This is a genomic window from Methanosarcina soligelidi (assembly GCF_000744315.1).
GTDB lineage: Archaea > Halobacteriota > Methanosarcinia > Methanosarcinales > Methanosarcinaceae > Methanosarcina > Methanosarcina mazei.
The window spans coordinates 818,907-840,513 of sequence record NZ_JQLR01000001.1 but is presented as its reverse complement, the minus strand read 5'-3'; the positions used below and the strand labels follow the sequence as shown (position 1 = coordinate 840,513).

Here is a 21,607-nt window from a genome sequence, read left to right as displayed (position 1 = left end):
GCTATCGACTTTACAGAGTCTTTCCTGCTTTATTTCTCTATAATCGTCTCTTCGATTTTTTTGCCGAAATGCCTGGCTCCTTCTTCGAGGCGTACCAGAACCTCATCACCTTTTTTGAGCTTTGCAACCGAGATAGGGGTTCCGTCCTTTCCTACAAGCTTGATGGTTTCGGCATTTTGCAGGATTGCGGTTAAAGTCCGGTCTCCGGCTTTTGCTTCAATTAGCATAAGTGGGCGGCTTTCTATCTTTACCCTGCCAACTATTCCTTCCCTCTGCTTCCCTCTTGAGTCTATGATAGTAACGCTGTCTCCAGCCTGGAGTTCTGAAAGATAGCGGGTTTTGTCTCCAATTTTTATATAAGAATGAACTGCACCTGCATTTACCCTGAATGGGCGGGCTGCCACGTAAGGACTGTCGTCAGACTCCGAATTTACCAGGAACATCCCGCTTGCCTGTGAACCTATAAGCATTCCTTCTCCGCGCTGCATGAGGTTGCATGTGTCCACACAGACTCTGTCTCCCATTCCAAGAGGTTCTACCCTGGTTACAATCGCAGGCTCAAGTTCAGCGCTTTCGCTTTCAAGTTCTCTTGCAGCTTTTATTGTGTCCTTTATATCCTGGGGGTTTCCGCTGTCAAGAAGGACTCCATCGGCTCCAGCTTCAAGAGTCTGGAAGGCAAGTTTTGCTTCCTCAGCACTTTTTACTCCAAAGATAATCTTAACTTTCTCACGCTGGAGATCAGCTATCAGGTTTTCGAGAGGAATAACTTTCCAGTCCGTGCCGGTAACAAGCAGATAATCGCAGATTTTTCCCATTTCGGCTGCGAAGTGCTCATAGTGCTTATCCTTTATGACCACGTATCCGCCTACGGTTAAGCCTTTGTCAGTGAGCATGATTGCTGCGTTTACATCAAAAGAACCCGGAATCTCCTTCGGCAGGGGTTTTGTCCCGTCTCCTTCCCCTCTCTTTCCCACGACCACGATGTCAGCCCCGGACCTGTTGTCACGGGCAAAGGCTGCAACTGTAATGTTTCCAAGTTCTCTTACCTTTCCTACATCTCCCGGGTTTACAAGTACACAGTCGGCTCCGGATTCCAGGCCTGTCGTGATCCTATCTTTCTGTTCTTCCCATCCGCCTTCATCGGCTTTTATCCAGACGCTTTTCTTTTTCAAAGGCTTTCAACCCCGTTCATAAATTCTGTTTTTATTCCGGATTTATTCCGGTACATTCTCCGAAACCCTGCTTGGGAATCCTTCATTCTGTGTCTTTTTCACAGCGGGCCTTTTTTATTCAATATTTTTATTTTAGCTGCTCCAGAGCTTCTTCTACAGGCCTTCTGTGGTGAACGATTTCGCAGATAGCCCTGGTCAGCCTGACAGGGTCCCCGTGCTGGAAGACATTTCTTCCTATTGCAGCTCCTCTTGCTCCGGCTTCCATTGCCCCGTCAATCATTTCAAGAAGTTCCATGTCGGTAGAGGTCTTCGGCCCGCCTGCAATTACCACAGGCACAGGACAGCCCCTCACAACATCCCTGAAACTGTCAGGGTCTCCGGTGTATACGGTTTTCACAACATCAGCCCCGAGTTCGGCTCCAATTCTTGCAGCGTGTGCCACATTTACCGGGTCATGTGGGTTTGTGATCTTTTTGCCTCTCGGGTACATCATGGCAAGAAGAGGCATACCCCATTCCGTACAGTCCCTTGAGATTTTCCCGAGCATTTCAAGCTGGTCGGCTTCTGTATCAGATCCCACGTTGATATGCATGGAAACTGCATCAGCTCCCATCTTAATCACTTCTTCAACGGTACAGACCTGCACTTTGGCATTTGGGTCCGGGCTCAGGACAGAAGAGGCACTGATATGCACAACAAGCCCGATATCGTGGCCGTATCCTCTATGTCCGTACCTGACCATGCCCTTCTGCATGAGAACTGCATTTGCTCCTCCTTCGGCAACCCTATTAACTGTATCGGTAATATTAATAAGCCCTTCAATAGGTCCGTCAGAGATTCCATGGTCCAGCGGAATAATTACCATGTTTCTGCTCTCACGATTCATCAGCCTTTCTATACGGATCTTTTTGCCAATTTCAGACATCGTCATTCCCCTATTCTAAACTGATTAACTTTATCTGTTTATTTTTTCCTGATTTTCTAACCTTTACTCTTTTCTAGCGTGCTAGTGTGTGACATACTAGCACAGAACTTGTATTTAAACTTATTCAAGCTTCTTTTAAATCCGGTTTTAATTATTCTGAATTCTAATGAAGTTATTGAGCTAATTTGTACATCTATGTACTATAATGTTCAGTTCTTAAAGTTTTCTCTTATTTAACAATCTTTTATAGCAGGTTATTATTCCTGTTTCAAATCCTCAGTTAACTTTCCTGAAACCTTTTCCTTCTGGTGCAATTATATAAGTCTAAGAAAATGAGGGCTGGAGAACAGGAAAGCGCTGAATCAAATCCTGGAAGATACAAGAATTAAAATAGGATAAGATGGGCTAATAGGATAAGCTCAGAGCGTAAGAACATTTTATATTTGTAAACAGGAACGGAAGGAACTATGAGAGAACTAAAAATCCTTGTTGTGAACAACTACGGGCAGTTTTGCCACCTTATTCACAGGACTGTCCGGGACCTTGACATGGATACAAAAATCATTCCTAATGTAACCCCCATAGAAGAGATTCTGGCAGAAGAGCCTGACGGGCTGATCCTGAGTGGTGGCCCTGAAATGGAAAGGGCAGGCCTTTGCTTTGACTATGTGAGAGAAATAGATGTCCCTATACTTGGAATCTGCCTGGGGCACCAGGCAATTGCTCTCGCTTACGGAGGGCACGTTCATGCAGGCAAAAAAGGAGGCTATGCTGAAATTGAAGTAGAGGTTCTCGAAGAAGACGACATACTTAGAGGACTTGGCCCGAAAACAACTGTATGGGCCTCGCATGCTGATGAGGTAGCCATTCTTCCTGACGGATTTATCCATCTTGCCCGCTCGGATGTCTGCGAGATTGAAGCCATGCGCCACCCCACAAAACCGATTTATGGAGTTCAATGGCACCCTGAAGTGTCCCACACAAAGAAGGGAGAAGAGCTGCTGATGAATTTCTTTGAAGTCTGCGACAGGCACTGATCTCAAGCACTGACATATTACAGCCTGACTTTGACAGTAATATAAAAATAAGTGCTCTTTGTTTTGTGTTGTTTGGTAAAATGAACATCACAAAACATAGAGCCTTCCCTACAATTCCTAACAAGAATATATGTGTTCCTATCGGACCGATTCTTGCCGTCCAACTCTTTTATGAAAAGCTTAATTTCTGTGACATTTTTAGCAAGCATAAAAGCAAAGGTCTTGACCTCAATAGTTTAATAATCGGTTTGTTAAGCTATAAATTAACTGAGAATTTCAGTATCAAAGAAGCTGGCAAATGGTTAAATCAGAAAGAGATTCTCGATATCTTAAATCTTGAACAGTTTCATGAAAGAGTTCTTTACAGAACTCTTGAACTTTTAGGACGTAACAGAGAGGAAATTCTCTCTGATATTCTGGATTCTCTGTTTTCTGTATACGATTTTGAAGAGACAGATATAAACCTGGATTGGACGAGTATAGTTCTTTTCGGAACTAAATCCAAACTTGGTAAATACGGGTATAGCAGAGATTACAGACCTGATAAGCTACAGATAACCGTTGGAATTAGTGAATTAGCTAATCCCATTAACATTCCTATTGGAGTTACAGTGAATAGAGGAAACGTTCTTGATCTGGAGCATTTCTCTGACACATATAACCAGGTAAAAAGTAAACTTAAAAAAGGTTCTCTTATTATTTTTGATAAAGGAGCTAATACCACTGATAATCTCAAGAGTATACAGGATGCTGAGATGGAATATCTCACTGCCATGAAACTGAATACAAGTGACGATAAAATAATAGAGAACTTTTATCTGGAAAAAGCAGAACTAATAGATTCCGAAAAAGGTATATATGGGATAAAAATCGTCAAGCCTAGCAGCATCAAATACTTATATTTCTCTGAATCTTTACAGAAAAGACAGTTAGAGGCAAAAGCAAGAGCTGTTATGAGGAAGTTAAAGGAAGCAAAAGAGATTCAGAAAGCTGTAGTAAACAAGAAAAAGCTTCCTAAGAAATTCAGAATAAATAATGAATTGATTGAGATTGATTACTCTTTTAGAACTAAGCTCGAAGAGCTTAGTGACGAGGAAGCTGTAGAACTCCTTAGAGCTTCACTGATTAATGGAAGAGAAGGATTTTTTTGTCTGAAATCAAACAGGGATTTGACACTTGAAGATGCGTTAGTAACATACAGAAAAAAGGATTCTATTGAGAAAATATTCCATTCGTTGAAAAATGAAATCCAGATTAAGCCGTTAAGAGTTTGGTCAGAGGATAGCGTTTATGGAGCTATTATCCTTGGATTTATCGCTCAATTATTCATATCGCTGATGCGATATGAATTTGAAGAGCTAAAACACACCTCTACAAAATTCATTAAAAAAAGCTTGAAGAATTTGACACTTACAATCAAGTTCAGGATAAATGGCGTCAAAAACTATATTTTTGCGAATTTTGACAGGATCAATAGCTTGATAGTAGCAAAATGGAATGGAATTACATAGAATATGTAAGAAATTTTTATAAAATTGAACGAATTGTCAAGTCAAATTGGGACAAAAAAGAAGGGAAAAATAAAGTATCAATTAGTGGATGCTGTCAAACTTAGGTTACAGTAATGATTCTTCCAGGATCAGCTAATGAATCAAATCAAAAAACGGTAAGTTATTTAATCAAAATCTAAAAAAGAACTCGGGGATTATTACATCCCCATTTTCTTCTTCATCATTTTCTGGATATTGAATTTTCCGCCTCTGAAGCCTTTCAGAGCCGTCTGCATGGTTTTATGATATTTTAGAAGTTCCCTGACATCTTCAGGACTGCAGCCAGAGCCTCTTGATATTCTTTTGATCCGTGATCCGCCTATTAGCTTGGGGTCAGCCATTTCATCTTCTGTCATCGAGTCCATAATGACCTTGTAATTCTTCATTTTGTCACTGGTAGCCTGGAACATCTCATCTGATAATTTCACGCCTCCCAGTCCTCCCATGCCCATAGGGAGCATTGACATAATCTGCTTGAGAGGGCCCATTTTATTCATTGCTTCAAGCTGCTTGTACATATCTTTCAATGTGAAGCGCCCCTGCATAAGGGCTTCGACATTGACGTCTTCTTCGCTCAGGCTTTCCTCTGCCTTTTCCATCAGGCTCTTGAGGTCCCCCATTCCAAGAAGTCTTGAGATGAACCTGTCAGCCTCGAACTTTTCAAAGTCTTCCGGAGTTTCCCCTACTCCTATAAAGGCAATCGGAGCTTTTGTTTCAGATACTGCTGAAAGCGCTCCACCACCTTTTGCTGTTCCGTCCAGTTTTGTGATGATAACGCCCGTGATCCCTACCGAGTCATTGAAAGCATGAGCCTGCTGGCTTGCCTGTTGCCCTATACCCGCGTCGAGAACCATGAACTTGTGGTCAGGTTTTGCAACGGCATGGATCCTCTCCATTTCTTCGATAAGGTCGGCTTCAAGGGCGTGCCTGCCTGCTGTGTCCACTATTTTTATATCGTATTTTTCGAGTGCTTTAAGCCCATGTCTGGTAATCTCTACAGCATCGGGGTTTCCTTCCTCCCCGTAAAAACCCACATTGAGCTTTTCAGAGAGAGTCTTGAGCTGGTGGTAAGCTCCTGGCCGGAAGGTATCTGCGGCAACAACACCTGCTTTGAGCCCCTTTCTCTGGAAATAACGTGCCAGTTTTGCAGCACTTGTGGTCTTTCCGCTTCCCTGAAGTCCCACCATCATGATTGTCTGGGGTTTGAGCTGGATATCGGCTCCTTTCCCGATGATTTCCATCAGTTCCTGATACACAATGCGGATCACATGCTCCCTCGGGTTCATACCCGCAGGAGGGTCTTCTTTCATTGCACGCTCTTTGATTCTCTGCGACATCCCCATGACAAGTTTTACGTTAACGTCAGCCTGGAGCAGAGCGCGCTGAATATCCTTTACTACTTCATTGACCGTGCGCTCATCAATTCTCCCTGCGCCGATCAGCTTTTTGAGTGCTCCCTGTAAGGAGTCTCCGAGTTTTTCCATTACCATATGAGAATCGTCCTGCTAAATTTTGAGGATGGATAAAAGGATAGATTAAATTTAATATCTTGAATTTATCTTATTCGTCTGCGTACAAAGTTGTTTTCCGGTTTTATTTTTTACCTTATAAGAAGGTGATCTTTTTTGCATTTATTTTACTCTGTATAAGAGGCGATCTTTGTTTAATAAGCCTTTTAGTTTTTGATACTTAAAAGGTGTGAAGGTAATGTCTGAGATAATAATAGAATGTGTATGATAGAATGTGTATGATAGAATGTGTATGATAGAATGTGTATGGTAGAATGTGTAAAACGAATTTGAATATCAGGCAGATTAAATGCTCCGAATATAAATAACCGCTCGGATATAAAAAATCAAAGTATGAAAAAAACCTGAGGATGCATAAAATTTCAGGTAAGAAAAACGGAAAAATAATTCATGAAAAATTACTCTTAATAGCGGGGGATGGATTCGAACCATCGGTCTACGGGTTATGAGCCCGTCGGGATCTCCTGGCTACCCCACCCCGCTACGGGGTTTGCTGATTGTTTGCTGGTTATTTTACAAAAGGATTATTATCATGAAGAGATGCGAAACTTTCCTTATAGCGGGGGATGGATTCGAACCATCGGTCTACGGGTTATGAGCCCGTCGGGATCTCCTGGCTACCCCACCCCGCTACGGGGCTTTTATACTTCAGGCATTATGCCCGAGACAGCTATCAGAACATACTAACGATTACTTATATACTTTTCGCTCACCTATTATTTTGCAGGAAAATCCGGATAACAGTCATGTCCGATTTAAAAACTTCGCCAAATTCCTCTATTTTACCCGGCTTTATGTCAGGTTTCATTTCTAATAGCTGCTTCTCAGGTTTTTTCGGGAAAGATATTTGAAAGCTGAAGTCCCACGTTATATTATGACCAGATGTTTGTTTTGCGGGGCTTATTGTGAAGTAAAATGCGGAATCTACTGTGAAAGCTATTCAGGAAACACGGAAGAAAAAGAACATAGGGAAGACGCAAACATACTCGAGTGTACCCAGATAGGCACCTCGTATATCTGCGACAGTTGCCTCAAAGATCTTAAAGAAGCTCTCGGGCTCTTATAAAGCTCTTGAAGCCGATGCGGTCCTTAAGAGAAATATTTCATGCCTCTATGAGGAGAAAGTAAAAAGAATCAGAGGCATGAAAAATGAGATTACTGCTCAGAAAACATCAACATTAAGTATAAATCTGTCTTCGGTTCCTATTTCATTTTCCCAGGGCCTTTTATATACCGCTGTTACCTGCTGGGCGCCCTCGGAATCCGTTTTAATTTCCCACTCACGGACTCCTCCAGCACCAACAAGAGGTGGAATATCCTCCTGAGAGTCTGGGGAATAAAATGTTCCATTGATATCAGTGAGATTAAGTCCCTGGCTCAGGTTTAATTCCCACAAATAGCCTGTAGACGGGTTATCCTTAAGTCTAAGATAGAAACTCTCGCCCTATTCGATATTTATATTTGTCCCATTACCAGCTTCTGTTACTACCTGCTGTCCCGGTGGCATAGAGTCCGGCGTCTCCTTAAGGATATTATCGACAGTAAGTTCAAAAGATCCGGTCACTCTATTTACATTTACAATATAATTTCCGGCTCTGAGACCCTGGATTTCCAGGGGGATCGTTTCCCTGAAGCTCTCTATAGCCTGGGTGCAGATTGCATCTTTTGGACGCTTTGTCGTGATATTGATATTGAAGGTTTCTCCTTCCCTTTCGGTCTTTATTTCGTCAATCCTGGTGCATCCATCAGGCAGATAGCCTTCTGCTATTACATTTATCTGCACTGGAAAAGATTCCATAATCAGAATATCAATACTCTCCACATTTGCCATACCGTAAGTGTATTCTATTTCAGTGGTGTTATTCTGCTCGTCCTCGACGTTTTCAACACAGCCGGAAAGAGCAACTATAAAGAATGCAAACAGGACTGCTGTCAATCTTACAGTTTTGACATGCCTGATACTTTTTATGTACTTTCCATCTATTTTTCCTTTCATCTGTCTCCCTCTTCTTTTAATATATAGATGAAAAAATAAGCCTGTTCCAATTTATCTTTTGCTTAAACTTCAGTTCTGTTCGTAGCTTTCATTTTTTAATCCGGAATTCTTAAGTAGAAGCATTTAAAAAATGAAAAAGTAAAAAACCGGTTTTTAAATTTCCGGTTTCAATATCAGGGTTTTTAATGGAAGGATAAAGTGTATCAGGGGAATAATTCCGGTAATCTTTATTTCTTATTTTCAGGATCCATCCTTTAATTACTGAGCCTGGTTTTATAATGGAGAATAAGCTCTTCCGCCCATTTCAGAGAGGCAGGCTCGAAAGCCACGATACTTTCCTGATCATAGGCTCCTTTCCATGTGAGAAAATCTGCCATCATAAAATGCTCGGTTTTTGTAAGCATAGCTATTTTCAGTTCATCAGTGCAAACAAAAAGCTGTCTGTTTTTCCTGGCAATATAAAGTTTCAGCTCTTCCCCAAAGTCTTTTTTTAACCTTTCATAAATTCTTTCTGTCACTATGAGTGTAATTTCAATATCTTCACCTTCGATTCTTAGAAATATTTCCGGGAATGCCGGATGAAATATTGAAGATAAAGACATTATTCTTTTTGATTTCTCTATGTTTTTCAGAAATGCCGGGGAAGTCTCGAAAATTTTGTCAGGATCGGGTTTTACAAGAGAATATGGTTTTAATTCATTAAGTCTCTCAAGGAATTCAGGAGATAGATCACTGAGGTCACGTTCCTGCCAGAAATTTTTATGCTCTTCGATGACCTCAAGAGTGTCAAGCAGAGGCTTCATTTTTTCTACCAGAATTTCTGCCAGATGGGTAAGTCTGTATTCTTTATCATCCTGAATAATAAGAAATTCTTCCTTTAGCTTTTTAATCTGCGGAAGCATTCCTGTAGGGGTGACATTAAGAGTATCTACTATTTCTTCTATTGTCTTCCCTCCATCTCTGAGAAGTATTAAAAGGTCCTTTCTTTTTTGAGACATGAAGAGCAGGTCTATTAACATTCTATCCATTGTTTTCACTTTCCAGACTTTGCCTCTGCAGACATGCTCTTTGCCTCTGCAGAATTGTTATTTTTGACTTTTCCTGCTTGCCGGTAATCTTCCAGAACTCGAACTTACTGCCCAAGAAACCATAATATCCAAAAAACCATTAATATAATGTTTAGTTTTAAAAGTTTTTTGGAATAATATCTTAACTGCTTTTGAAATAATATTTTAACCGCATTCGAATATATCAACAAAGTTTCAGGTCTTTATGCATGTAAGGTTTTCAATCCACTTTAAAATATTTCTTTTCAATTCTTTCCCAAACTATTTTTTGACAAGATAAGAAAACTTAAAGCCTATGGGCTAAATTATATAATCTCGAAGGTGGAGCCTGGACATGAGTGCCCCCCCAAACAGCATAATTTCCTGTCAATACCGGGTTTCGGATCCGGGAGGGTTTTATATAGAATCGTTTAGATGCGTGCTTACAAACTGGGATTATATTTACAATCTGTGCCGAAACATTTCAAGAGAAGTCAAAAGTTCCGGTTACGAGCCGGATGTTATTATTGCACTGGCCAGAGGAGGCTGGTTTGCAGGACGCGTGCTGTGTGATTTTCTGGGACTTGATGACCTGTCCAGTCTTAAGGTCGAGCACTATATAGGGGCTGTAGCTATTGACACTGGTGAACCGTATATACGGTATCCTCTTTCTGATAATGTAATTAAAGGTAAAAAAGTTCTTATTGTAGATGATATTGTAGATACCGGGGAAAGTATGATCAGTGCTAAAACTTATGTGGAAAGCAGAAATCCCAGCGAGGTACGGACTGCTTCCTTGCAGTACCTGGGAAGCTCAAAAATAGATCCTGATTATGTAGGAGAACGTCTTGAAGATTGGGCATGGATTGTTTATCCCTGGAATTTTATGGAAGACATGATAAGCATTCTGACAAAAAACATGAGAAAAGAACCAGAAAAGCTCTGGAGTTTAGAAGATATTAAACATAGCCTTTACATAAATCATGCCCTTGACCCTGTGGTTTTTGAAATTACTCAACCTGGCAGGCTTCCGGAAGTTCTGGAAGAAATGGACCGAATCTATACAACTACTTCCGATATTATTAATGGGAAAAAGTACTGGAGACTTTTATAAAATAGATTTTTATGTCATGTTCTCGATAATTGTTTTTGATGTAAATTTTGATGTAAATAATCTGCATCGGGTAAGGTAAATAATGAGTAAATAAAAGTAAATAATGAGTAAATAAAAGTAAATAATGAGTAAATAAGAGTAAATAAAGAGTAAATAAAGAGTAAAAACTTCGGGTTAAAGCAGGTCTTTTGAATTTGCTAAATAAAAAAACTGTAAATACAAATATACATATTTATTAAAGGTATTATTTAAGACAACATTTGAGAAGTATAACATAAGCGTTTATTTCGTGTAAATAAATCCCATACTTAACAGGGTGCCGTTCAAATTATTAATTTAAGGTATATATGCAATTAAGATGCATTAGAGCTGTATACTACAGCATTTACGTTTGTATTACTGATTACTGGTGAACTCATGCCCCATAGATGTACCAGATGCGGAACCATTTTTGAAGACGGGGATTCTGTAATCCTCAGCGGCTGCCCAAGCTGCGGCTGGAATAAATTTCTCTATGTGAAACAGGATCCAGAAGGTTTGGAAAACCCGGGAAGAGCCGCTCTGGAAGAACAAAAACTGGATCTTGAAGCCTCTCTGGACGAGGTTGTCAGAAATATTGACGAAGCCCTCGCATCCGAAGAAAAAGAGAAGGAACACGAATCAGGGAGCGAAACTAAAACTGAGGAGGAGAGGGTGGAATCTGTGAGGATTCTTGGTCCCGGCTCTTACGAACTTAATCTGGATTCTCTTTTAGAGCGCAAGGAGCTTGTTATGGCAATCAGGGAAGAAGGTTCATATGCACTCCACTTGCCTTCTGTTTTTAATCAGCAAAAGAAAAACAAAAAGAGAAACCAGGATTAAAGAGAGAAGATAATTTCTCATTTTTATAAAGTTTTCCATCTTAAATCTATTCTTGAATTCCTTGTTTTTTCTATCTTGTATTTATCTTGAATTTCTTAATTTTGTCTATCTTGTATTTATTCTTGAATTTCTTAGTTTTTTAATTATATTAGCTTCAATCCGGCTCTTTATATACATTTTTTTCATTTCGTGAAGCTTTACTTTTTTGCTATTTTTTCGATATAATGTAAAAAGATTGAAATAAAAAGAAAATGTTATTTATGGTATGAAATAATTGATTTTTTACTTGATAATTTGAATATATTTATTGGTACCGGGATTTAAATGAAAATGGACAGCTTGGGTATAATCTCATTAATTGCAGTCTTCTTGGGTCTGGTTGCTCTTTCAGGATATCTGATTTTAGCTGATGATAGTAATAAAGCCAGAATTCCTGGAATTGCTGGAAGACCACCTGATAAGATTAATTCAAATGAAGAAATACTTAAGAATTTTTCAAAGACTTCTAATAATATAGTTGAAAAGGTTGAGGTTCAGAATATTTCATTTGAGTCTCAAAAATACTGGGACGGGTTTGAAACTGTTACAATAAATGTTGAAGTATTTGAAAGCGCCGCTGCAAATGGAAATTTAAGCCTCAGATTACTGGAGAATGATTTTGAGATACAGATTAAAAAGATTTCCAGACTTAATGGAGGAAAGTCGTACCAGTATTCTGGGTATGTTAAAGACGTGCCTCAAAGTGAGGCAACTTTCTATGTCTCCGGAGAATTACTTAGCGGTTCTATAAAGTTTGAAGATCTTATGTACAATATTGCAGTAAGCTCTGAAATAAAAGACGAAAAAACTGTTTATATTGTATTTATTACAGACTGGAAAAAGGACAGAGAAAGGCTGAAAAGCTGGTTAAATCCCCTGAAATATTTTTCCTTCGGTAAGAAGGGAGATATTAATGTGACACCAGCCATGTCTCCTGCAAACCTCAACTCTACTTATAACCTGTCAGGAACAGCCGGCACCATCCGGGGATAATCTTAAAACAGGGGTCAGGATATGCAGAAAATAGAAAAAGCAAGCAATTTAAAACAAAAATAAGCAATTTAAAACAAAAATGTGTAATTTAAATGAAAATAAGTAACCTGATACGAAAATCATCGATTTAAAATGAAATAAGTAATTTAAAGTGGAAATAATCCAATTGCCTGATGTGATATTTTAATAATTTTGTGAGAAATTAGCAGTCATTTTATCTTTCATTTGCTTAATATTCTTTAGCGATATATCCTTTAATTTTTTATTACATAATTAAAGGCGTTTTCATCCTTTGTGGATTCAAGTTTTGCGGGTTTTGTGATGATAAGAGAGCTTACCTTACTGATAAATTTCATCTTATTTTCAAATCATCCGAATATAAAGAGTTTGATGGAAAAGCTTATATATTATAACCGCTAACTAATGGTTACTAACTATTAATCTCGCAATGCGGTTAGTACTCTGATCAGGGTTATCTGTAAATTCTGAAATATAGATAAGTAAAATTATTTTTACCTGAAACCTGGCTTCCAGACGATAATTCCAGTAATTTGGGTAGAACATTAGCTTCCAATATTGTATTAATTAAAAAATATATAATTAATTATTCAAAATTACATAAAAACAGAACCGTAAACTCATCATTAATTAATAGTAATTTCAATAGTAAATTTCAGCGATCACCAGAGGGGGAAAAATGGACCCAGCAAAATTACTTGACATCCTGGGGAATGAAAACCGCAGGAAGATAATTCAGCTTCTTGCAAACCGCCCCTGCTATGTCAGTGAGATTTCAGGCAGGCTGGGGGTAGGACCAAAGGCGATTATCAGTCACCTTAGCCTGTTAGAACAGGCAGGACTGATCGAGTGCAGTGTGGACGAGCAAAGGCGCAAATATTTCAATATTGCAAATAACGTGCGGCTTGAGGTATCTGTATCACCTTATTCATATACGATGGCTCTTCAGGACATCAACTTCGACAGGGAGAAAAAACGGGAAAGTTATGCTGTCGAAAATAATGGATCTGCTACCAGAGATGAATCATCCTGCTTCTTCCTGAAGCTGAGCGAAAGGCTCCGTGAACTTAGAATAAAACAGGAAGAGCTTGCACAGATGCAGAAACAACTTCAGGCTGAATATACGGAATTGATGGATAAATGCCTGGATTCCATCGAGGATATTGCCAGAAACCCTGTAGAATGCGAGCTTCTGTTCGAGCTTTTGAAAAACGAGGCTACAGCGGCAGTCCTTTGCTATAACCTGCGTCTGCATCCCAGCATTATAAACTCTAACCTTATGGATCTTGCAGAAAGAGGCTTTGTTGAGTATACGATCAAAAATAGCCAGCAGTACTGGAAAATATGTGAGACCGGAGTTGAAAATAAATGACTGAAGAAATTAATTTGAGAGTAGCTGAGGCTTATCATAAAGACGTGGGAAGGGGAATTGCAAGAATCGACACCCGTTTAATGCAGGAAATGGGACTTGTAAGCGGGGATATAATTGAGATTTCGGGCAGATCCAAAACCTACGCAATTGTCTGGCCAAACGTCGAACGTGGGCAGGAAAACAGGATCAGAATAGATGGAAACCTGCGGAGCAATGCAAAGGTAGGAATAGACGACAGAGTCACTATTCAGAAGGTCCAGGCAAAGCATGCTCAGAGGGTTACACTTGCTCCATCCCAGCCTGTCAGGCTTGTGGGCGGTGCTCATTACATCCTGAGAATAATTGAGGGCAGACCTCTAAATAAAGGTCAGCAAATAAGGGTTGAAACCGTAAACAACCCTCTGACTTTCGTGGTCGCATCTACAAGACCTGCAGGTCCTGTTGTTGTTACCAAAGATACTGAAATCATCATTAAAGAAAAATCAATTGAAGAGATCAAGGCTCCTGAAGGTATATCCTACGAAGATATCGGAGGGCTCAGACGGGAAATCCAGCTTGTAAGGGAAATGATTGAGCTGCCAATGAGGCATCCTGAACTCTTCCAGAAGCTGGGTGTCGAGCCTCCAAAAGGAGTTCTTCTTCACGGACCGCCTGGAACGGGTAAGACCATGATTGCAAAGGCTGTCGCAAGCGAAACCGATGCCAATTTTATTACAATCAGCGGTCCTGAAATCGTCTCCAAGTATTACGGAGAAAGCGAACAGAAACTCAGGGAAATCTTCGAAGAAGCCGAGAAGGATGCTCCTTCCATCATCTTCATAGACGAAATAGACTCAATCGCCCCTAAACGCGGCGAAGTTACCGGGGAAATGGAAAGAAGGGTTGTAGCCCAGCTGCTTTCCCTGATGGACGGGCTCAAGTCCAGGGGCGAAGTGGTGGTCATAGCTGCTACAAACCGCCCGAACTCCATTGATGAAGCTCTCCGCCGCGGTGGAAGGTTTGACAGAGAGATCGAGATCGGAATACCTGACAGAAACGGCAGGAAGCAGATTCTCCTGATCCATACTAGAGGCATGCCACTCGAAGATGAAGTGAGCCTCAGTGAGATCGCAGATGTGACCCATGGTTTTGTGGGAGCTGACCTCTCATCCCTCTGTAAGGAAGCTGCAATGCATGCACTCAGAAGGATCACTCCAGAAATTGATATCGAAGAGGAGATTCCACAGGAGATCATCGACAACCTTGTGGTCACAAAAGAAAATTTCAGAGAAGCCCTGAAAAATATTGAGCCTTCAGCTATGAGAGAAGTCTATATTGAAGTTCCGCATGTTGGCTGGGACGATATAGGCGGGCTTGAGAAAGCAAAACAGGAACTTATCGAGTCTGTGGAATGGCCTCTCAAATATCCTGAAATGTTCAAGGCTGTCAGTATAAAGCCTCCGAGAGGCGTCCTTCTCTTCGGGCCGCCGGGTACTGGTAAAACTTTGCTTGCAAAAGCTGTTGCAAATGAAAGTGAGGCTAATTTCATCAGCATTAAAGGCCCAGAACTCCTCAGCAAGTATGTGGGTGAATCCGAGCGTGCGATAAGGGAAACGTTCAGGAAAGCAAAACAGGCTGCTCCGACTGTAATCTTCTTTGATGAGATCGATTCCATTGCTCCTCAAAGAAGCTCTGTTTCCGACACGCATGTTTCCGAAAGAGTGGTCAGCCAGATCCTTACGGAACTTGACGGGATAGAAGAGCTGAAAGACGTAATCATAGTCGCCGCTACAAACAGGCCGGATATGGTAGACCCTGCCCTTCTGAGACCCGGCCGCTTTGACAGGCTCATCTACATCAAGCCTCCTGGAAAAGAAGGAAGAGAGAAGATCTTTGAGATTCATGCGAAAGAAAAACCGCTTGCAGAAGATGTAAAACTCTCTGAGCTCGCTGAGATGACCGAAGGGTATGTGGGTGCGGATATTGAAGGCATCTGCAGGGAAGCTGCAATGCTAGCCCTCAGGGAAATCGTCACTCCGGGTGCTGATAGGAAGAACATCCAGGAAAAGGCAGCAGAAGTCCGTCTTTCAAAAAGGCACTTCGAAAAAGCGATCCGCCGTGTAAAGCCCACAACATCCAGAGAAACTCTGAGTGCCTATGAAAAGAGTGCTGAACTCTTTGCCAGGTACGCAACTGATTTTGAGGAAGAGTCTTCAGAAGAAAAAGATCAGGAAATCAAGGTCGAAGAAAAAGATCAGGAAACCAGGGTCTAAGAAAAGATTCCTAAGAAAAAGATATCCCGGATTTTCTGCAGGCAGATAAAACTTTATTTGACCAGCCGGTAAATTCCGGCACTTTAATTTTTGCCAGGAAAAGAGCAGCCAGTTTAATTGAAAACTTTATTGATTTGAGTAGCACTCACTTAAGAAACTCAATACGCATAACTTAATAACGATGTGATTAGATGGACAGAGACAGGAGAAGAAGAAGTTTTTTCGATGAAATATTCGGAATTGATCCCCTGCAGGATATGGAAGAAATGTTCGAGCGCCTCAGCAGGGCTATGGGCATGAGCATGGACAACTTCGGGCAACACCCGTTTGTTTACGGCTTTTCTGTAACCCAGAGGCCAGGGGAAGAGCCTGAAATCCGGGAATTTGGGAATATCCCGATGTTTGAGCAGACTGAAACCGGAGAAAAGCGCTATCTTGACATAAGAAAACCCCTTATTGATGTACTGGAAAGCGAAGAAGCAGTCCATGTGATTGCCGAGATGCCAGGCATCGATAAAGAAAATATCCAACTGAACGCAACTGATTTAATACTTGACATCGAAACATTAGATGGGAATCCAAAATATTCCGAACGTGTTGAACTGCCAGTAAAGGTGGATCCCCAGAGTGCCAGAGCCACTTATAAAAACGGCGTCCTGGAGGTTACCTTTAACAAAATGGAGTCCAGTTCTCGAACTTCAATCAATATTGAGTGATCTTCGGGAGCGTGAGGAAAATAAGAGGTAATAATGGTGGGCATAAGAAAAAGAAAGGATTTCTTTGAAGACTTTGGGTCTGAACTTTTTGACAACCTGGAAGAGATTATCGAAGCCCTCCTGGAAGAAATGGGAGAATCCGGCCCCTTTGTTTACGGATTTTCTATCATTCACCGCCCGGGGGAAGATCCCGAACTCCGGGAATTCGGAAACGTTCCGGAATACCCTCAAAAAGAAGAGAACTTCTTTCCTTCAGAAACAAAAGAACCTTTAATTGATATCTTCGAAAATGAAGATATGGTGCACGTACTTGCAGAATTCCCAGAAATCGAAAAGGAAAACCTTCTGCTGCATGCGACTGCCCAGAACCTTGAAATTAAAGTCACAGGGCTTTCTGAATTTTCGGAAGATGTGGAACTTCCTGTTCCCGTGGACCCGAAGAGTGCAAAAGCCAGCTATAAAAATGGGGTGCTTGAAGTTATCTTCAGGCGCTGTGTTGAAGAAAAACCAGTTGAAATTAAGATCAGCTAATATTTATCAACCCTATATATTTTTTTAAGGGTTATATAATGCAGTCTGGAACTGTGAATAATTTCAAGCTCGAACTGCAGATTCGAGAGAAAATTTGAAGCTCTGGACAAATATAAGCTGATGTTCTAATTAAAAAGATAAAGCCCATAGGAATACCTATAAAGCGAATATTCTCTCTGCTGGTCCAAAAGAATTAATTTTTTTTATCTACTTTTTTATTTTATTCTATTCTTTTTTCACTTTTATATTGGTAGTTTATCAAATTTTTTTATGGATAATCTCTGAATATATTTTTCGTCATTAGAGTTCCAAGCTCGAATTCCGGTTTTTCTGGGAAAATATTGAGTATAAATAAAAAATATTTATTTTATGGGTTTAAATTCTTAAAAAAAGATGTATAAAAACTATTTGATCCAAAATAAAAAAATATAGCAAGTTTATGAATTTCCTGTTTCTGGCGCTTAATCTCTTTTTATTAATTTTCCAGCTGGGAATTTTTACGCTAAACCTTTCACTTTTGATAATAACAAAAGCAAAAACTATATACCTATCTTAGAGTAACAAGATCTCTATAGCCCCGATATAAACAAAGCATGATGGATTGAGAGAAAGATATATGGATATTAGTTCTGATCTGTGTAATTTTTAACATTAAAAATCCGGGATCACACTTTGTTCTTTATCTTAATTTCTTAACTCCATGGATTAAAAAATAGAGGCGGTCTTGCCGATAGAATGACTCAACTTCATGTGAATTGTCTGATAATATTTCAATTGTACATAACAATTGTGGATCGGGACTTTTCCATTTGAAAATTATTAATAAATTGATTTTTCAAATGTATGAAATTGAACAGGTCTATAGCACAGAAAAGGTCTCTGCAAGGCTAAAAAATGGGGCTTCGCAGCGTTCAACAGGACACAAATTCTTCAATTAGTTTGTAATCTACTGTTTACAGTTAATGATTCTTCATATCAACCAGTAATTATTGCAATATTAGTTCGGTTATTTCATCCCTCAATATTAGTTATACTGTTAATAAGGGATTTCAAATCTACAGTTTATCAAGTTTTACTTTACTGTGGGAACGCTATATGTTTATTAGTAAAGGAGGAAAAAAGTAATGGCTCTTGAACCAGGAATTTTAGCTGGATTCCTTGTAATCTTCCTGGCCGTATTGCTCGGCCCTTTTAAGATACACGTTATTGAGGAAAATCTGGAACCATTTTTGCTTGTTTGCGGTATTGCAGCAATGACTCTTTCAGGTTTTGTCGAAATCCCGGGTAATGAGACCGGCTGGCGGATGGAGATCGTCGAAGAAGCATTTACTGCCCCGTTACACGTTGGAGATATCTTTGGTATTCCAATCGGCATATTCCAGATCGTGCTTGTAGTCGGTTTGATTATTTATAAATGGCATTCTCCAATCCACAAAGCAATCAGGAAATTGACTGATATGCTTTCTGTTAAGGTTTTAGGTTTTCTCCTTATTGTTATTCTGGGACTTCTTTCAAGTGTTATGTCGGCTATTCTTGCATCAATTATTCTCGTTGAGGTAGTTAATGCGATGCCTCTCTCTCGCAAGTCCAAGATAGACCTCACAATTATTGCGTGTTTCTCAATCGGACTTGGAGCAGCACTTACCCCCCTAGGAGAACCTCTTTCAACAATCGCCATCTCAAAATTAGCCGGTGAACCTTACAATGCTGATTTCATGTTTTTGTTCAATATGCTTGGTAAGTATATTATCCCAGGTATCTTCGCTTTCGGTATTATTGGAGTGTTTTTCCTTGGAAAAGCTGACCCGAAAGAGGCAGGAATGAAAGCAGCAGACTATAACGAGACTGTAAAGGATGTCGTGATGAGGGCGGTCAAAGTTTATGTGTTTATCATGGCTCTAACATTCCTTGGAGAAGGTTTCAAGCCTCTTATCCTTGAATACTTTATCCAGATTCCTTCTAGTATTCTCTACTGGGTTAACATGGTTTCTGCCATTCTTGATAATGCTACCCTCGCAGCTGCTGAAATCGGACCTGCTCTCAGTGAAATCCAGATTAAGAGTATACTTATGGGTCTTTTAATTGCAGGTGGTATGCTTATCCCTGGAAATATCCCTAATATTATCTCTGCAGGAAAACTTGGTATTAACAGTAAAGAATGGGCAAGACTTGGACTCCCTCTTGGGGTCATCTCAATGGCTGTCTATTTCGTCCTCATCTTCATGCTTGGGATATAAGCTCAAATATGCCCACCAGAAAAGTTGTACCGGTCAGTTCCGAAATCTGGTAATGAAAAGCCGGATTCTGGAACAAATTCCGGTATATTTCCATTAGTGATTACAAATTCATAATATTCTCTTCAAGTTTACAGGAAAAGTAATTTTCACAGATATGAAATCTAAAATTTAATAAATACACTCAAGAGACCACATAATCCTATCAATCCATACCACAAAATTCTTTCATATCTTGAATCGAATTTCTCCATGAAATTTGAAGAGGATATCATTTTTTGATAGTTTGTTGATAACCTTCGATTTAAAACCCTGCAGGAAATACGAGATATTATTTTCTATATCTATTGTTTTTATTTACTATTATTTTTATTCACTATTATTTTTATTCACTATTTTTTATATTCACTATTTTTTATATTCACTATTATTTTTATTCACTATTTTTTATATTCACTATTTTTTATATTCACTATTATTTTTATTCACTATTTTTTTTATTCACTATTTTTTATATTCACTATTTTTTATACTTATTATTATTTTATACTTATTATTATTTTATGTTTAATATTATTTTATGTTTAACTCAGATCACTTTATCTTGATATAAGACGGAGCCTTGAGATTTCTAGGGCTTATAAACTTACTATCCTTACTTCTTTTGGATCGACTCTTTGATTATGTTTTTTTATCTCACACTGGCTATTATTTATAAAAAGACGTCAAATGTTTATTATTTGTATTACCAGCGCCAAACAGTTTTATTTACTGAAAATATGGGCCAAAAATCCTTTTTTAATGATAAAAATATGCTTTATCAGGGTTTCAAATGAAAATAAAATATCCATCTTTGGAAAAAATGTAATACTTTCTTTATATATTAAACACTAATATATTATGGAAGATTAAATAGAACACCTCTTATAACACTAAAACATTCTAGCCTCTAAAGGAGTTTAACAGTATAATAAACTCTTAAAGAATTTTGTGGTCTAGATTGATAACTATAGGAGGAAAAAATAGTAATGGCTCTTGAACCAGGAATTTTAGCTGGATTTCTTGTAATATTCTTGGCCGTATTACTCGGCCCTTTTAAGATACATGTTATTGAGGAAAATCTGGAACCATTTTTGCTTGTTTGTGGTATCGCAGCAATGACTCTTTCAGGTTTTGTCAAAATCCCCGGTGAAGAGACTGGCTGGCGGATGGAAATCATCGAAGAATCACTGACTTCACCTCTGCACGTTGGAGATATTTTTGGCATTCCAATCGGCATATTCCAGATTGTGCTTGTTGTCGGTTTGATTATTTATAAATGGCATGATCCGATCCACAAAGCAATCAGAAAGCTGACCGATATCCTTTCTGTTAAAGTCTTGGGTTTTCTTCTAATTGTTGTTCTTGGCTTATCCTCAAGTGTTATGTCAGCTATTCTTGCTGCAATTATTCTTGTTGAGGTAGTTAATGCAATGCCACTTCCTCGTAAGTCCAAGATTGACCTTACAATCATTGCATGTTTCTCAATCGGACTTGGCGCTGCGCTTACTCCCCTTGGAGAACCTCTCTCAACAATCGCCATCTCAAAATTAGCCGGTGAACCTTACCATGCTGATTTCATGTTTTTGTTCAATATGCTTGGTAAATATATCTTCCCGGGTATCTTTGCGTTTGGTCTTTTAGGAGTTTTCTTCCTTGGAAAAGCTGACCCGAAAGATGCAGGAATGAAAGCAGCAGATTATAACGAGACTATAAAGGACGTTATAATGAGAGCTGTAAAAGTCTACGTATTCATTGCAGCACTCGTGTTGCTCGGCGAAGGTTTCAAGCCTCTTATCCTTGAATACTTTATCCAGATTCCTTCTGGCATTCTCTACTGGGTTAACATGGTTTCTGCTATCCTTGATAATGCTACCCTTTGCGCTGCTGAAATCGGACCTGCTCTCAGTGAGATACAGATAAGGAGTATACTTATGGGTCTTTTACTCTCAGGTGGTATGCTTATCCCTGGAAATATCCCTAACATTATCTCCGCAGGAAAACTTGGTATTACCAGTAAAGAATGGGCAAGGCTCGGTTTCCCACTCGGGATCGTCGCGATGGCTGTCTATTTCGTCGTTATCTTCGTACTTGGAATATAAGCTCAAAATATGCTCATTCGGCTATACTGATTTAGTTTCAGAATCCGGTGATAAATAAACTTCAAAATCACTGAATTCTGG

At 39.5% G+C, this 21,607-nt stretch carries 18 protein-coding genes and 2 tRNA genes; 12 read left to right on the top strand and 8 right to left on the bottom strand.

All coding sequences use genetic code 11. From position 1 onward, the window contains the following. Positions 1 to 29 precede the first annotated feature (29 nt). Positions 30 to 1,172 carry a 3-dehydroquinate synthase II gene (locus tag M886_RS03705; protein ID WP_048050678.1) on the bottom strand — a complete coding sequence of 381 codons (1,143 nt, stop codon included), beginning with the start codon at positions 1,170 to 1,172 and terminating at the stop codon, positions 30 to 32. A 127-nt stretch (positions 1,173 to 1,299) separates the two neighbouring features. After that, positions 1,300 to 2,097: a 2-amino-3,7-dideoxy-D-threo-hept-6-ulosonate synthase gene (locus tag M886_RS03700; protein WP_015411702.1), complete on the bottom strand. Its 798-nt coding sequence runs from the start codon at positions 2,095 to 2,097 to the stop codon at positions 1,300 to 1,302. Between the two features lie 467 nt (positions 2,098 to 2,564). Between M886_RS03700 and M886_RS03695 the strand changes: the two genes are divergently transcribed. Continuing rightward, entirely contained in the window at positions 2,565 to 3,134 is a 570-nt protein-coding gene (locus M886_RS03695; protein ID WP_048037297.1) for a GMP synthase subunit A, read from the top strand. A gap of 80 nt (positions 3,135 to 3,214) precedes the next feature. Continuing rightward, complete coding sequence (locus tag M886_RS03690; RefSeq protein ID WP_048051013.1) at positions 3,215 to 4,645, top strand: IS1634-like element ISMma20 family transposase; 1,431 nt, start codon at positions 3,215 to 3,217, stop codon at positions 4,643 to 4,645. A gap of 197 nt (positions 4,646 to 4,842) precedes the next feature. Here the strand turns inward: M886_RS03690 and M886_RS03685 are convergent, their stop codons facing one another. The 3 genes from M886_RS03685 to M886_RS03675 all read right to left on the bottom strand — a co-directional run bounded on the left by M886_RS03685 (position 4,843) and on the right by M886_RS03675 (position 6,845). Further along, a complete protein-coding gene (locus tag M886_RS03685) occupies positions 4,843 to 6,174 on the bottom strand; it encodes a signal recognition particle protein Srp54 (protein ID WP_048042486.1) in 1,332 nt (443 codons plus the stop codon). Between the two features lie 447 nt (positions 6,175 to 6,621). Then, positions 6,622 to 6,696: transfer RNA gene (locus M886_RS03680), tRNA-Met, on the bottom strand. Positions 6,697 to 6,770: 74 nt separating this feature from the next. Continuing rightward, positions 6,771 to 6,845, bottom strand: a tRNA-Met gene (locus M886_RS03675). A gap of 215 nt (positions 6,846 to 7,060) precedes the next feature. On the opposite strand from M886_RS03675, the gene M886_RS03670 reads away from it, so the two are divergent. Beyond that, complete coding sequence (locus tag M886_RS03670) at positions 7,061 to 7,279, top strand: hypothetical protein (RefSeq protein ID WP_230626456.1); 219 nt, start codon at positions 7,061 to 7,063, stop codon at positions 7,277 to 7,279. Between the two features lie 96 nt (positions 7,280 to 7,375). Here M886_RS03670 and M886_RS19035 read toward each other — a convergent pair whose 3' ends face one another. The 3 genes from M886_RS19035 to M886_RS03660 form a co-directional block, all read right to left on the bottom strand. Next, the gene (locus M886_RS19035) at positions 7,376 to 7,609 is read right to left on the bottom strand and encodes a protease inhibitor I42 family protein (protein ID WP_053228866.1); all 234 of its coding nucleotides are present in this window, start codon (positions 7,607 to 7,609) and stop codon (positions 7,376 to 7,378) included. Positions 7,610 to 7,657: 48 nt separating this feature from the next. Further along, positions 7,658 to 8,209, bottom strand: coding sequence for a hypothetical protein (locus tag M886_RS03665; RefSeq protein ID WP_053228865.1), 552 nt, complete (start codon positions 8,207 to 8,209; stop codon positions 7,658 to 7,660). Positions 8,210 to 8,463: 254 nt separating this feature from the next. Beyond that, positions 8,464 to 9,237 (bottom strand): helix-turn-helix transcriptional regulator, encoded by a 774-nt coding sequence (locus M886_RS03660; RefSeq protein ID WP_152557984.1) that lies wholly within the window; start codon positions 9,235 to 9,237, stop codon positions 8,464 to 8,466. A gap of 457 nt (positions 9,238 to 9,694) precedes the next feature. Here M886_RS03660 and M886_RS03655 point away from each other — a divergent pair, with 457 nt between their 5' ends. From M886_RS03655 to M886_RS03615, 9 genes are all read left to right on the top strand, one after another. Next, positions 9,695 to 10,369, top strand: coding sequence for a phosphoribosyltransferase (locus tag M886_RS03655; protein ID WP_084685121.1), 675 nt, complete (start codon positions 9,695 to 9,697; stop codon positions 10,367 to 10,369). Between the two features lie 417 nt (positions 10,370 to 10,786). Beyond that, positions 10,787 to 11,230 carry a Zn-ribbon domain-containing protein gene (locus M886_RS03650; protein ID WP_011033208.1) on the top strand — a complete coding sequence of 148 codons (444 nt, stop codon included), beginning with the start codon at positions 10,787 to 10,789 and terminating at the stop codon, positions 11,228 to 11,230. 330 nt (positions 11,231 to 11,560) lie between these two features. After that, entirely contained in the window at positions 11,561 to 12,262 is a 702-nt protein-coding gene (locus tag M886_RS03645; protein WP_235203864.1) for a hypothetical protein, read from the top strand. 697 nt (positions 12,263 to 12,959) lie between these two features. Continuing rightward, on the top strand, positions 12,960 to 13,652 hold the full coding sequence (locus M886_RS03640) for an ArsR/SmtB family transcription factor (RefSeq protein WP_048050676.1): 693 nt from the start codon (positions 12,960 to 12,962) through the stop codon (positions 13,650 to 13,652). Continuing rightward, a complete protein-coding gene (locus M886_RS03635) occupies positions 13,649 to 15,904 on the top strand; it encodes a CDC48 family AAA ATPase (RefSeq protein WP_048039569.1) in 2,256 nt (751 codons plus the stop codon). Before M886_RS03640 ends, M886_RS03635 begins: the two co-directional genes overlap by 4 nt. A 191-nt stretch (positions 15,905 to 16,095) precedes the next feature. Beyond that, on the top strand, positions 16,096 to 16,620 hold the full coding sequence (hsp20, locus tag M886_RS03630; protein ID WP_048037124.1) for an archaeal heat shock protein Hsp20: 525 nt from the start codon (positions 16,096 to 16,098) through the stop codon (positions 16,618 to 16,620). A 33-nt stretch (positions 16,621 to 16,653) separates the two neighbouring features. After that, entirely contained in the window at positions 16,654 to 17,151 is a 498-nt protein-coding gene (locus tag M886_RS03625; protein WP_011033203.1) for an Hsp20/alpha crystallin family protein, read from the top strand. A 1,124-nt stretch (positions 17,152 to 18,275) separates the two neighbouring features. Further along, complete coding sequence (locus M886_RS03620; RefSeq protein WP_048039570.1) at positions 18,276 to 19,388, top strand: DUF1646 family protein; 1,113 nt, start codon at positions 18,276 to 18,278, stop codon at positions 19,386 to 19,388. Between the two features lie 1,025 nt (positions 19,389 to 20,413). Then, complete coding sequence (locus tag M886_RS03615; RefSeq protein ID WP_048050675.1) at positions 20,414 to 21,526, top strand: DUF1646 family protein; 1,113 nt, start codon at positions 20,414 to 20,416, stop codon at positions 21,524 to 21,526. The last annotated feature ends 81 nt before the right edge of the window (positions 21,527 to 21,607 follow it).